Here is a 13093-nt window from a genome sequence, read left to right on the forward strand (position 1 = left end):
GCGCGCGACTTGTCGACAGGGTGGGGATAACCCTGTGGATAATCTGGAGAGCCCCTGTGTCGAAACGGCGCGGCACGGCGGGAGCACCGCGAAAGCGCGGCCCGTTTCGGCGCGGCAGAGCGAACCTCCCGAAGTTGGCCCACCTTGTCCTACATCCGGTAGGTTCGGTTCATGGCGAACTCCTCCGCGACCGTGCCTCGCCCGGTTCTTCCGCCCTCGCATGAGCCCAACAAGAGCGGCTTCGCTGCGGACGATGTTCCCCGACCGCTCGGACGCTACGTGCTCCTGCGGCGCATCGCTCGGGGGGGCATGGGCGAGGTGTTCCTCGCCTCCACGACCGGCCTCGAGGGGGCCGAGCGCGCCGTCGTCGTGAAGATCATCCGCCGCGAGCACGCGTCCGACCCGAGCTACATCGCCCGCTTCCTGGACGAGGCGCGGGTGCAGGCGCAGCTCCAGCATTCCGGCGTCGCGCAGGTCATCGAGGCGGACGTCGACCCGGCGACGGGGGAGCCGTACGCGGTGGTCGAGCACGTCGAGGGCCGGAGCCTCGGCGAGGTCCGGGCGCGCGCGGTGCAGCTCGGGCACCGCTTCGACTGGGCGGAGGCGGTCGCGATCGCGACCATGATCGCCGAGGCGCTCGCCCACGTGCACGAGCGCAGGGACCCGTCGGGCGCCGCGCTCGGCATCGTGCACCGCGATCTGTCGCCCCAGAACGTGATGCTCGGCTTCTCCGGCGACGTGAAGATCATCGACTTCGGCACCGCGCGCGGGCAGAACCGGCGCTGCCACACGGTCGCGGGCGTCGTCTTCGCGAAGCCGGGCTACGTCGCGCCGGAGGTCGCCAACGGCGATCCGGGCGACGCGCGGGTCGACCTCTACGCGCTCGGGATCATGCTCTGGGAGCTGTGCGCGGGGCGCCGCTTCCTCCAGGGCGACGCGCAGACGCACATGGCCGCGGTCGCGCGCAACCAGAACGACCCGCCGCCGATCGCTCTCTCGCTCGGGGCGACGCCGGCGCTCGACGCCGCGATCGCGCGGCTCACGGCCTTCGACAGGGAGGCCCGGTACCTGTCGAGCCGCGCCGCCGCGCGCGACCTCGCCGCGCTCCTCGGCGCGGCGGTCGCGCTGCCGGGCGGCGAGCGCGGCGTGCGCGCGCGGGCCGCGCACCTGATGCAGCGGCTCTTCCCGGGCGAGCCGGGGCGCTCGCGCGGAGAGTTCGCGACCCTCGCCGCCGCCGCCAAGGCGCACCGCGCCACGGCCGTGACGCCGGTGAGCCCTCGCGCCGAGGCGATGGCCTCGGCCGAGCGCGGCGACGAGGGCATGCTGCCGGGCACGCGCTACCGGCTGCTGCGCGAGATCGGCGCCGGCGCGAGCAGCACGGTCTACGAGGCGGAGCACGTCGACCTCGGGCGCCGCGTGGCGCTCAAGGTCGTCTCCGCCGAGCACTCCGCGACGGACGTGATCGCGAACCGCTTCCGCCGCGAGGCGCGCGTCCTCTCGCGCCTGTCCCACGAGCACCTCGTGAAGGTGCACGACTTCGGCATGGCCGCGGATGGCCGCCTGTTCTGCGGCATGGACCTGCTCGAGGGCGCGACGCTCGACGCCGTGCTTGCCCGCGGGGCCGCGATCGACTGGAGGGACGCGCTCGCGATGGCGGTCAAGGTGCTGAGCGCGCTCGAGCTCACGCACGCCGAGGGCCTCGTGCACCGGGACATCAAGCCCGAGAACCTGTTCCTGACGCGCCCGAGCGGCGCCGAGGGGGCGCCCTCCATCGCGGAGGCCGGCCTGAAGCTGCTCGATTTCGGGCTCGCGAAGTGCCTCTCGGAGGACCGCGGCGAGGTCGACGGCGTCGCGGACGCGACGGGCGCGGGCGAGGGGCCGGCGCGGGCCGCGGTCGCGATCGTGGGGACGCCCGAGTACATGGCCCCCGAGCAGGCCGCGTCGGGGCGCATCGACGGGCGCGCGGATCTCTACGCGCTCGGGTGCGTCCTCTACGAGATGCTCACGGGGCGCCTGCCGTTCGTCGAGCCGAGCCTCGTCGCGCTGCTCGACGCGAAGGTCAAGGGCAGCCCCGAGCGCCTCCGCGAGCGCGCGCCGGCCCGACAGATCCCTCCCTTCGTCGACGAGCTGGTGATGCGCGCGCTGGCGCGCCATCCGAGCGTCCGCTTCCAGAGCGCCACCGAGATGCGTCAGGCCATCCTGACGGCGCTGGGCACGCCCGGGCGCGCGCGCGCCCGCCGCCGCGCGCTCGGTTTCGCGGCGGTGGCCGCCATGATGGCGCTCGCGGGCGTGGTCGTCGTGGGCAAGGGGCGCGAGATCGCGGCGCGCGTTCCAGCGGCCGCTGCGCTGCTCGGCGTCGCGGGCGAGGCGGCCCCTCCGTCGGGCGAGGCGGCTCAGCCTGCTGCGCCCGGCGACGCGCCGGCGGTCGTCTCGGAGGCGCTAGCGGCCGGCGCGGCGCTGCAGGCCCTCGCGGCCGGCGCACCGGCGCAGGCGGCCGGTGCGCCGGCTGCCGCGGTCACCCCGGATGCGGCGGCGCCCGGCGCAGCCGGCGCGCTCGTGCCCAGCGAGGCGGGGCAGGGGAGCGGCGCCCCTTCGGCCCTCGTGGCCTCGCCCGCCGCCGGACCCGATGCGGCCGCGCCCCGAGCAGGGGCCGCGCAGCCCGCCGCCGTCGCGCCGTCTGCGCAGCCCGCCGTCGCGAAGGCCGACGCGGCGAAGCCGCCCGCCAGGAACCAGACCGTCCCGCGCAGGCCGGCGGTCGCGACGCGCGGATCGGCGCTGAAGGCGGACAAGCCTGCGGCGCGCGGCGCGGCGGATCGCGCCTCCCGTGAGGTCGCGAAGCGCGAGTCGAAGGCGCGCGAGCGATCGTCCTCGTCCTCAGCGCGCGAGCCGTCGACGCCGACGCCTGCCCGCGGCGACGCTGACGCGGCAGAGAAAGACGGCAACGAGCACGAGGAACCCACCGAGGCGAAGCGGCGCCGTCACAAGCGGCGGTCCCGGGTCGCCAAGGCCGAGTAAGCTGCGCCCCACGGGGAGCATTTCTCTCGCGCGCACGCTGCGGCGTTGTATACCGCGCAGCCTGCGATGGCTCAGATAGCTCTGTCCGCCCCGGGATCGAACGCCGTTACCTCGGGCCCACCCCATCGCGCCATCCTGCGGCTCGCGCTGCCGACCGTGGCGGCGATGCTCACCCAGAGCATCGTCAACGAGGTCGACATCGTCTTCTTCGCGCACCTGCCGTGCCCCGAGTCGTCGAACGCGCACGCGGCGCTCCTGCCGTCGCTGATCGTCCTCTGGCTGTTCGGCGGCTCGCTCAGCGCGATCTCGGTCGGCACGCAGGCGTTCACCGCGCGCCGATTCGCCGAGAAGCGGTCCGAGGACGCGGGGGCGGTCCTCGCGAACGCCCTCTTCTTCGCGATCGTCGCCGGCGTCGCGTTCTCCGTGATCGGGTACCTGACGATGCCGTACATCCTGTCGGTCATCATCAAGGTGCCCGACGCGCGGCAGGCGGCGCTCGACTACCTCGGCTGGCGCCTGCTCGGGGTGACGTCGATGGCGGCGACGTTCGCCCTGAAGGCGTTCTTCGACGGCATCGGCAAGACGCACATCCACCTCGTCTCGGCGCTCGCGATGAACGCGCTGAACATCGTGCTCTGCATCGTGCTCATCTTCGGCAACGCCTCGCTCGGCATCCCGAAGTACGGCATCGCCGGGGCGGGCATCGCGGGCTTCATCTCGACCTACGTCGGCCTCGCGATCATGGTCGTGTACGCGCTCCTGCCGCAGTACCGGCGCCTCTACCGCCCGTTCGCCACGAGCAAGCTCTCGGCCCCGCTCACCTGGTCGATCCTCAAGCTGTCGATCCCGAGCGCCGTCGCCACCGTCGCCATCATGACGGGCTTCGCCCTGTTCTACGCGATCGCCAGCAAGCTCGACCAGGTCGCGCCGGCGGGCGTGATCTCGCCGCTCTGCCCGGGCGGCCGCGCCGAGCCGGTCTACGGCGCGGCGACCACGGTGATCGTCGGGATCTTGAAGCTCACGTTCACCGCCTGCCTGGCCTTCGGCACGTCGACCGCGACCCTTGTCGCGCAGTCGCTCGGCGAGAAGGACGGCGACAAGGCCGCGCGCTTCGGCTGGGTGAGCGTCCGGCTGGGGCTCGCGATCTTCGGGGTCGTCGGCCTGCTCGAGGCGATCTTCGCCCCGCAGATCCTCGCGTTCGCCAGCAGCAGCGAGCTCGTCCAGGCCGCGGCGCTCCGGCCGCTCCAGGTGATGGGCATCTGCACGCCGATCGTCGCGGTCGGCATGATCCTGACGCAGGCGCTCTTCGGCGCGGGCAACACCGTGTTCGTGATGGTGGTGGAGCTCATCCTGCACTTCACCTGCCTCGTCCCGCTCGCGTGGCTGCTCGGCATCACGCTCGGCTTCGGCCTGATGGGCATCTGGGGGGCCGGCGTCATCTACGTGGTCCTCCTCGCGGCGACCATGGTGTGGAAGTTCCGCTCGGGGGACTGGAAGAAGATCCGGCTCGACGCCCAGCATCCGCCCGACAAGGCCGTGCTCGGCGGGGGCGGCGGCGGTCCGGGCGTGGAGGGGCTCTGACCCGGGCTCAGCGGGGGAACGCGGCGGCGTTCCCGCCGTCGACGGTCACGACGCAGCCCGTCGTGGCCTCGGCGGTCGCGAGGTAGACGAAGGCCTGCGCCACGTCGGCGGCGGTGGTCTCGCGCCGGAGCAGGTTGTCGCGGAAGTAGTCGTCGACCGAGACGTTGCGGGCGCGGGCGCGGGCCTCCAGCAGACCGGCGCCGAACAGCGCGGTCCGGATGCGGTCGGCGTTCACGGCGTTCGCCCGGATGCCCTGGGGGCCGAGGTCGACGGCGTACTGGCGCATCAGCGCGACGAGCGCCGCCTTGGCGACGGAGTACGGGCCGAAGTCGGGCCCCTGGTTGAACGCGCTCTTCGACGCGTTGAACAGGAGCGCGCCGCCCGAGTCCTGGGCGAGCAGCACCCGCGCCGCCGCGCGGGCGACGTTCTGGTGGCCGAGCAGGTTCAGCTCGAGCGAGGCGCACAGGGCCTCGTGTCCCTCGGACGTGTGGATGGGCCCCGAGAACGCGCGGCCGGCGTTCGACACGACGACGTCGACGCCGCCGAAGTGCGCCGCGGCCTGCGCGAACGCCCGGTTCACGCTCGCCTCGCTGCGCACGTCGCAGGCGATCTTCGTGCAGCGGCCGCGGTGGCGTCCCCCGAGCTCGGCGGCGGCCTTCTCGAGGGGCTCCTCGTCGCGATCGGCCAGCACCACGTGCGCTCCCGCGGCGAGGAACGCCGCCGCGGTCGCGTGGCCGATCCCCGAGGCGGCGCCCGTCACCAGCGCGATCCGCCGATCGAGCGGGCCCCTCTGCCCCGCCCCGAGCTTCAGCTTCGCCTGCTCGAGGCTCCAGTACTCCATGTCGAAGAGGTCGAGCTCCGGGACCGGCTGGTACCCGCCGAGCGCCTCGGCGGCCTCGATCACCGAGACGGTGTGATCGTAGACGTCCGCGACGATCTCCGCCTCGGCGTGCGAGCCGCCGACGCACAGCGCGCCCACCCCGGGGAAGAGCAGCACCCGCGGGAACGGATCGAGCTCGTCGCGGGCGACGCCCCGCGCGGCGCAGGAGCGGCGGAAATAGTCGTGGTACTCGGCCACGTACCTCGCGATGGCCTGCTCGACGGCCGCGCGGAAGCGCGCCGTGTCGGTGACGTCGCCGCCGTCGACGATGAGCGGCCGCGCCTTGGTGCGGATGACGTGATCCGGGGTCGCGCAGCCGATCTGCGAGACCCGCGCGACGTCGTCGCGGTCGCAGAACGCGATCAGCTGCAGGCTGGTGCGGAGCGTGCAAACCCAGGGGCGACCCGAGGCGCGGGCGAGCGCGCCCCGGACGACCGGCCCGATGGCGGCGCGGAACTCCGGATCGGGCGCCGCGACCGTCGGGTGCGGGACGATCGCGCTGCGCTGGGCGATGTAGCGCTCGGCGCGCGTCACGGCGTCGATCATGCGCGCATAGCTCTCCTCCGCGGTGTCGCCCCACGTGAAGACCCCGTGCTTGTCGAGGATCATCACCGACGGGAGCGCCCCTTGCGCGAGGCGCGCCCGGACGAGCTCGGCGACGCGACGGGCGAGCGCGAAGCCCGGCATGACATACGGCACGAAGAGCGCCTGGTCCCCGTAGATCTCCCGCACGACCTCGGCCGAGCCGGGCTGATCGATGACCGAGAGCACGGCGTCTGCGTGGGTGTGATCGACGAACTTCGCGGGGAGGATCGCGTGCAGCAGCGCCTCGACCGACGGCGTGGGGCTCGATGGATCCAGCATCTGGCCGCGCAGGAGCGCGACCATCTGCTCGTCGGTCATCGCCTCGAGCTCGCACGCGCGCTGGAGCGGCGCGAGGCGGCACGCGGGGAAGCCGCGCGGCTCGATGGTCGCGAGATCCCACCCGCTGCCCTTGATGAAGAGCACGTCGACGCGATCGCCGAGCAGGTCGACGGCCGTGCTCTTGACGCTCGTGTTCCCGCCGCCGTGGAGCACGAGCGACGGATCGGCGCCGAGCAGGCGCGAGGTGTAGACGCGGAGGGCGAGATCCTCGCCGCAGGTAGCGGCGTAGGTGTCGAGGTAGCGCTGGGCTTCGTCCCTGCTGTGGCGAGGATCCATCGTTCGGCCGCCTACCCCAGCGGCGGAGGCGCCGAAAGCCCGCCGCTCAGTAGCGGTAGTTCTCGGCCTTGAAGGGGCCCTCGGCGGGGATGCCCAGGTACTTCGCCTGCTCCTGCGTGAGCTCCGTCAGCTCGACCCCGAGCTTCGGCAGGTGCAGCGCGGCGACCTTCTCGTCGAGCTTCTTCGGCAGCAGGTGGACGCCGACCGTGTACTTCTCCGTCCACAGGGCGATCTGCGCGAGGACCTGGTTGGAGAACGAGGTCGACATCACGAACGACGGGTGGCCCGTGGCGCACCCGAGGTTCACGAGCCGGCCGCGCGCGAGGACGATGAGCCGCTTGCCGTCCGGGAAGATGAAGTGATCGACCTGCGGCTTGATGTTCTCCTCCTTGATCTCGGGGTTCTTCTCGAGCCACGAGATCTGGATCTCCGAGTCGAAGTGGCCGATGTTGCAGAGGATCGCCTCGTCCTTCATCGCGGTCATGTGCTCGGCGCGCACGACGTCGGCGCATCCGGTCGCCGTGACGAAGATGTCGGCGACCGGGGCGACGGTCTCGAGGCGCTTCACCTCGTAGCCCTCCATCGCCGCTTGCAGCGCGCAGATCGGGTCGATCTCGGTGATGATCACGCGCGCCCCGAGGCCGCGCAGCGACTGCGCGCACCCCTTGCCGACGTCGCCGTAGCCGCACACGACGGCGACCTTGCCGGCGAACATCACGTCGGTGGCCCGCTTGATCCCGTCGCCCAGCGACTCGCGGCAGCCGTAGAGGTTGTCGAACTTGCTCTTCGTCACCGAGTCGTTGACGTTGATCGCGGGCACCTTCAGCTTGCCGGCGCGGTGCATCTCGTAGAGCCGGTGCACGCCCGTCGTCGTCTCCTCCGAGAGCCCGCGGATCGGGTCGGTGCCGGCGAAGAGCTCCGGGTGCTTCTCGTGGGCGATGATCGTGAGATCGCCGCCGTCATCGAGGATCATGTTGGGCCCCTTGCCGCCCTTGAAGGCGTAGATCTGCTGCTCGATGCACCAGTCGTACTCCTCGAGCGTCTCGCCCTTCCAGGCGAAGACCGGGATGCCGGCCGCCGCGATCGCCGCCGCGGCGTGGTCCTGCGTCGAGTAGATGTTGCAGCTCGACCAGGTGACCTCGGCGCCGAGGGCGACCAGCGTCTCGATCAGCACCGCGGTCTGGATCGTCATGTGGAGGCAGCCGGCGACGCGCGCGCCCTTGAGCGGCTGCGACGAGCCGTACTCGGCCCGGAGCGTCATCAGGCCCGGCATCTCCTTCTCGGCGATGCGGATCTCCTTGCGACCCCAGTCAGCAAGCGTGATGTCGGCGACCTTGTAGGAGAGCTTTTTCTCAGCAGTCATGGTGTCCCTTTGCCTTTTCCGGTGAATGCGCTCGAGCGCGCGCCGCGCCAGCCGACGAGCAGCTGCCAAACGAGGTGTCGATCCGGACCTTCGCCCTGCCAGGCGGACGGCAGCCGCCGGATCTCGACGCCGGAGAGCCCGGCCTCCTCGGCGAGGCACCGGAGGTCGTCCGGCGAGAAGCCGAGCCAGATGTCCGCCTCCTGCTCTCGCAGGGTCTGATCGTGGTGCGCCTCGTAATCGAGCACGCACACCGCGCCGCCGCGGGCGTGCGCGGCGTCCTCGCCGCGGCCGGGCGCGGCCGGCCGCGCGAGCTCGACGAGGGCGCGCATCGCCCTCGCCGGCTGCGGTGCGTGGTGCAGCACGCGGGCCGCGAGGACCACGTCCGCGCCGCCGGAGAGGGCCTCGCCGGCCTCCGGCGGACCGCCGCCGAGCGCGCGGGCCACGGCCTGGATCACCTCGGGCCCGTCGATCTCGCCGCACACGAGCTCGACGTTCTCGAGGCTGCGCCGCCGCAGGCGCTCGCCCGCGAGCTGCAGCTGGGCGCTCGCGCGATCGAGCGCGACGACGCGGTCGAAGACGGGGGACAGCACCTCGAGCAGCGCCCCATCGCCGGTGCCCGCGTCGACCGCCAGCCGGCGGTGGGGCAGGAGCGGCGCGAGCGCGGCGAGGTACGCGGCGAGCTCGGACGGCGGCCCCGGGCGCAACGGGCGCCCGCCGCGCGCGAAGAACTCGCGCGTCTCGGCGTCGCGCGCCGCGAGCACCTCCTCGATGCGCGCGAGCGTCCCGTCGGCCGCGCACGCGCGCCGCCCCGCGCGCACGGCGTCGTCGACAACGGGGTCGCTCGTGGCGCGCGGGTCGAGGCGGAGCAGCGTCCACGTGCCCTGACGGCGCGCCAGCAGGATCCCCGCCTCGCGCAGCGCGGCCGCGTGGCGCGAGATCTTCGGCTGGCCCTCACGGAGCAGCTCGGCCAGCTCGCCGACCGCCAGCTCCTCCGCTGCGGCCAGGCCGAGGAGCCGCACCCGCACCGGATCCGAAAGGAGCCGGTACAGCTCGCACCGCGCGACCGCCCCCATCGGCTCGGCCGAGACCTCCGTGAGCGTCATCACGGTTCACATATATGTATCGATGCGCATGAATGCAAATTGAAAGTTCACGCGCAGGAGCGCACGTGCGGTGACGCGGACGTCCGCCAGTCAGGCGCGGACGGACTCAGTCGAGCGATTGGACGGGAGCCGCTGAAGTTGCGGACGGGATCAGCCGAACGAGCGGACGGCCTTGTCGAGCTTCGCCTCTTCCGAGGAGCGGAGCAGGCCCACGGCCACCACGGTGAGGCGCTCCGGCCGGAACAGCGCGCGCGCGGCGTTGCGCACGTCCTCGGCCGTGACGCGGGCGAGCTCCTCGTGCCGCGCCTCCGGGGTGCGGGTGATGTCGGCGAGCGCGGCGAGCCCGTGGAAGCCCGCGGTCGCCTCGGCGTCGTCGAGCATCGCCTCCACCGACCACAGGTGGCGGTCGCGCGCCTTGGCGAGCTCGTCCTCGCGCGGGCCGACCTCGGAGAGCTCGCGGAGCAGCGAGAAGATCTCCCGGACCACCACGGTCGCGCGGTCGTGCTGCACGCCCGCGGCGATGTCGACGACCCCGTCGTCCTCGTAGGCCTCGAACATCCCCGACACGTCGTAGCAGAGGCCCAGCCGGTCGCAGATCCGCTCGTACAGCCGCGTCGACATGCCGTCGTCGAGGACGCGGAGCAGCATCTCCACGGCGGGCTCGCGCGGATCGCGCTCGCTCACGCCACGGAACGCGACCCGCAGCTCGGTCTGGCTCGACTGGTTCTCGATGAAGCGGAACCTCGGCTTCTTCTGTCCGTTCGGCGGCGGCGCGGCGGGCACCTGCTCGCCGCGCGGCATGGCGCCAAAGTGCCGCTCGACGGCCCGCGCGCACGCGTCTGGATCGAGCCGCCCGGCGAGGCAGAGCACCGCGTTCGCCGTCGTGTAGTGCCGGGCGTGATGGGCGCGCAGCATCGGCTCGTCGAAGCGATCGAGCGCGTCGATGCCGCCGGTGATGGTGAAGCCGAGCGGGTGCCGCTCGTACATGAGGGAGCGCGCGTTGTTGTCCGGGTCGATGTCGCGCCCCTCGTCGTCGAGGTCCTCGAGGATCTCCTCGCGCACGATGCCGCGCTCGACCTCGATCGCGGTGAAGCGGGGCGACGTGGCGACCTCGCCGAGCAGGGCGATCACCGGCTCCAGGTTCGCGGGCGGCACGGAGATGCTCATCACGCCGTGGTCGACGTGGGTCGCCGCGTAGAGCGTCCCGCCGAGTCGCTCGAACGCGAGCGCCTGCGCGTGCGCCGACGGCAGCGTCGGCGTCCCCCGGAACACCATGTGCTCCAGGAAATGGGAGATCCCGTTGTTCTCCTGGTTCTCGAACCGCGAGCCGACGCGCAGGTAGAGCGAGGCGACCGCCCGGTGAACGTGCGGCTGCGGGACGAGGACGACCTTGAGGCCGTTCGAGAGGAGGACGTCGCGAGCGTCACGCGGCGGGAGCGACGTCATTCCCCCTCGTCCCCGAGCGGGAGCTCCGACTCGCCGGAGCCGTCCTCGGCCGGCCTGGACTCCTTGAGGAGGTTCTGGTCGTACTTCACCTCGCTGCCGATCGTCGACTTCAGCCGGCGCATGTACCCGATGAGCGCGTCGTTCTGCTTCGCGGCGCGCATCGCGGCGGTGTAGAACTCGCGGTCCTTGTCCCATTGCTCCTGGCTCGCGGACGTCTTCTCCTTGAGCTGGATCACGGCGTAGCCGTTCTCCAGCGCCACGACGTCCTTGGGCAGAGCGCCCGGCTTGTCGAGCTGGAAGGCGATGCGCGCGGCCTCGGTGCTGTCCCTCGCGTCCGTGATCGGGGAGCCCGACACGTTGAACGGCAAGCTCGTCTCGACGGTCGGCCGGTTCGGGTGGTTCGCCATCGTGTAGGGCGGCCGCGCCTCGCCAGGCTCGGCCTGGCCGCCGTCCTTCGCGCCCTCGTTCTTGTTCCCGTCCTGCTTCGCGGCGGCGGGCTGCGCCCCCGCGGCGGCGCCGGCCTTGTCCTTCGCGGGCGCGGGCGCGAGCTGGGCCAGGTAGGCGGCGAGCGCGTCCTCCAGCGACTTGCCGCCCGCGGCGGCGGCGAGCACCTGCTTCGCGGCCTCGGCCGCGAGCCGCTCCGACTCGTGGGCGATGTACAGGTCGCGCGCCGTCTCCAGCCGGCCGATCCTCTCGGCGTCGGCGTCCTTCGCGATCTGCTCGAGCTTGAGCACGTGGAAGCCGTCCTCGGTCTCGATGAGGTCCGACACCTCGCCCGCCTTCATCTCGAAGAGCTTGTCCTCGACAGGCTTGCTGAGCCGGCCCTTGGTCACGCAGCCGAGCTCGCCGCCGCGCGCCGCGCTCGGATCGTCGCTCGCGCTGCGCGCCACGTCGGCGAAGCCCTCGCCCTTCTTGAGGCGCTGGACCGCCGCCTCGATCCGGGCCTTCGCGGCGGCCTTGCCCGCCTCCGGCCCCTGCTCGGCCTCCGCGGGCTGCACCTCGACCATGAGGTCTCGGGCGACCCGGCACTCGGGCAGATAGTGCGCCTTGCGCCCCTCCCAGGTCTTGTCGAGCTCTTCTTTGTTGACGTCCGCCCAGGCCTGGATCGCCTTCTCCGAGGTGTCGACGATGAGGTCGCTGTAGAAGCGCCGGTCGAAGCGCACGTAGCCGAGCGTCCGGGTCGACTTCTCGCGCGAGAACTGCTCGAACGCCTCGCTCTCACCGACCCGGACCCGCGCGCGGATGAGGTCGCGCATCCGCGCGGCGACGAGCTCCTTCCGCTGAGTTTCGCGGAAGTCCGTCGGGCTCATCTTCGTGATGTTCCGGATTTGCTTCTCGTACTGCTTGCTGTCGAACTTCTTTGTCTGGCGGTTGCGGACGTCCAGGTAGCGAATCAGGTCTTCCCGGAGATTCAGGGCGTAACCGACCTGGCGGATCTTGTCCGCCGGCAGCGAGACACGCACCCTGCCGGCAACGAGCTCGGCCGTGAGCTCGTCGTCCGAGACGCTGATCCCGAGGCGCTCCGCGTCCTCGTTGAGCAGCCACCGCTCGTAGAGCCCCTCCGCTGTGAGCCGCCGGTACCCCATCGCCCGGAGGCGGTTTTCGTCGACGGCGCGCATCGCGAGCAGGTTCCTCGAGGCATTGAAGTCGACCGAGGAGATGCAGCTGCCTCGGACCTCGACGGCGCAGCTGCTCGCGGTCGACTGCACGGGGCCCGTGCTCGGGCGGAACTGGACGATGAAGACGACGGCGATCGCGATGACGATGGCAGCGCCGAAGATTTGGCTCAATCTGTTCACGAAGGGCTTGCTCCCGGGGCGTGCGCCGCTCGCTCCTCGAGCGGCCTCCCGCCTTGGCCAGGCGCGGCATAGCACGGCGTCGACGGCGTGTCTTTACGGCGGTCGAGAGCGGGGCTAGGGGCACAGGCCATGGCAAGCTCGAAGTCACACCTCCCTGATTGCGGCCTCTACCTGACGACAAAGCCGCTCCCCGGAAACGAGGACAAGGTGCCTGCCGGCATCCTCGTCTCCTTCCACAACCACTCGGACAACGGTCTGCCGACGGTCACGACGCCTGATCACAACGTGCACAACCGCTGGCACTTCCACGGCCCCGCCGTCGCGTTCCGGGGAACGACGTGGGCGGACTCGCTGCAGCGTCTCCCCGCCGAGGGGTTCTACACGCTGCGCAAGGAGCTCTCGTTCGACGGCGGCAACTGGCCGAAGGGCACGCTGGTGCAGCTCGGTTACACGCAGGCGGGCATGCCTATCCTGTTCATCGCCCGCGTGCGATCGCGGCTCCAGGAGAACGACCTCTTCTTCTCCGACAAGGGCGTGGGCATCAAACGCGACCAGCTGTCCCTGCTCGAGCCCGTCTCCGTCTTCGAGGAGCCGAACGACGGCTCCGGTCACAAGCCCGACCATGCCGAAGCCCACTGAGCGGTCCCACGCTCCCGTCCCTGCTGGATATCAGCCGTAGCCAATATTTCTGTCCTCGGGCACGGCT

At 71.9% G+C, this 13093-nt stretch carries 8 protein-coding genes; 3 read left to right on the top strand and 5 right to left on the bottom strand.

Translation table 11 applies throughout. The annotated features are described in order from the left end of the window. Positions 1–171 precede the first annotated feature (171 nt). On the top strand, positions 172–3015 hold the full coding sequence (locus WMF28_RS14430) for a serine/threonine-protein kinase (RefSeq protein ID WP_437602797.1): 2844 nt from the start codon (positions 172–174) through the stop codon (positions 3013–3015). A 66-nt stretch (positions 3016–3081) separates the two neighbouring features. Beyond that, on the top strand, positions 3082–4596 hold the full coding sequence (locus tag WMF28_RS14435) for an MATE family efflux transporter (protein WP_437602798.1): 1515 nt from the start codon (positions 3082–3084) through the stop codon (positions 4594–4596). Positions 4597–4603: 7 nt separating this feature from the next. On the opposite strand, the gene WMF28_RS14440 is transcribed toward WMF28_RS14435, so the two are convergent. The 5 genes from WMF28_RS14440 to WMF28_RS14460 all read right to left on the bottom strand — a co-directional run bounded on the left by WMF28_RS14440 (position 4604) and on the right by WMF28_RS14460 (position 12387). Beyond that, entirely contained in the window at positions 4604–6676 is a 2073-nt protein-coding gene (locus WMF28_RS14440) for a bifunctional aldolase/short-chain dehydrogenase (protein ID WP_437602799.1), read from the bottom strand. Between the two features lie 46 nt (positions 6677–6722). Next, positions 6723–8039: an adenosylhomocysteinase gene (gene ahcY / locus WMF28_RS14445; RefSeq protein WP_437602800.1), complete on the bottom strand. Its 1317-nt coding sequence runs from the start codon at positions 8037–8039 to the stop codon at positions 6723–6725. Beyond that, positions 8036–9142: an ArsR/SmtB family transcription factor gene (locus tag WMF28_RS14450; RefSeq protein ID WP_437604257.1), complete on the bottom strand. Its 1107-nt coding sequence runs from the start codon at positions 9140–9142 to the stop codon at positions 8036–8038. The genes ahcY and WMF28_RS14450 overlap by 4 nt, the downstream gene beginning before the upstream one ends. 150 nt (positions 9143–9292) lie before the next feature. Further along, on the bottom strand, positions 9293–10588 hold the full coding sequence (locus WMF28_RS14455; RefSeq protein ID WP_437602801.1) for a M16 family metallopeptidase: 1296 nt from the start codon (positions 10586–10588) through the stop codon (positions 9293–9295). Beyond that, positions 10585–12387: a peptidylprolyl isomerase gene (locus WMF28_RS14460; RefSeq protein WP_437602802.1), complete on the bottom strand. Its 1803-nt coding sequence runs from the start codon at positions 12385–12387 to the stop codon at positions 10585–10587. Before WMF28_RS14460 ends, WMF28_RS14455 begins: the two co-directional genes overlap by 4 nt. 129 nt (positions 12388–12516) lie before the next feature. Here WMF28_RS14460 and WMF28_RS14465 point away from each other — a divergent pair, with 129 nt between their 5' ends. Continuing rightward, positions 12517–13026 carry a hypothetical protein gene (locus tag WMF28_RS14465; protein WP_437602804.1) on the top strand — a complete coding sequence of 170 codons (510 nt, stop codon included), beginning with the start codon at positions 12517–12519 and terminating at the stop codon, positions 13024–13026. Positions 13027–13093 lie beyond the last annotated feature (67 nt).

Origin of the sequence: Sorangium sp. So ce590 (assembly GCF_051521365.1) — a bacterium.
In the GTDB taxonomy this organism is placed as follows: Bacteria; Myxococcota_A; Polyangia; order Polyangiales; family Polyangiaceae; genus Sorangium.

Bases quoted from the DNA above. Each gene is read 5' to 3' on its own strand.
- WMF28_RS14465 (WP_437602804.1), top strand. From the start codon at position 12,517: ATGGCAAGCTCGAAGTCACACCTCCCTGATTGCGGCCTCTACCTGACG.
- WMF28_RS14430 (WP_437602797.1), top strand. From the start codon at position 172: ATGGCGAACTCCTCCGCGACCGTGCCTCGCCCGGTTCTTCCGCCCTCG.
- ahcY (WP_437602800.1), bottom strand. From the start codon at position 8,039: ATGACTGCTGAGAAAAAGCTCTCCTACAAGGTCGCCGACATCACGCTT.
- WMF28_RS14435 (WP_437602798.1), top strand. From the start codon at position 3,082: ATGGCTCAGATAGCTCTGTCCGCCCCGGGATCGAACGCCGTTACCTCG.
- WMF28_RS14440 (WP_437602799.1), bottom strand. From the start codon at position 6,676: ATGGATCCTCGCCACAGCAGGGACGAAGCCCAGCGCTACCTCGACACC.
- WMF28_RS14455 (WP_437602801.1), bottom strand. From the start codon at position 10,588: ATGACGTCGCTCCCGCCGCGTGACGCTCGCGACGTCCTCCTCTCGAAC.
- WMF28_RS14450 (WP_437604257.1), bottom strand. From the start codon at position 9,142: ATGACGCTCACGGAGGTCTCGGCCGAGCCGATGGGGGCGGTCGCGCGG.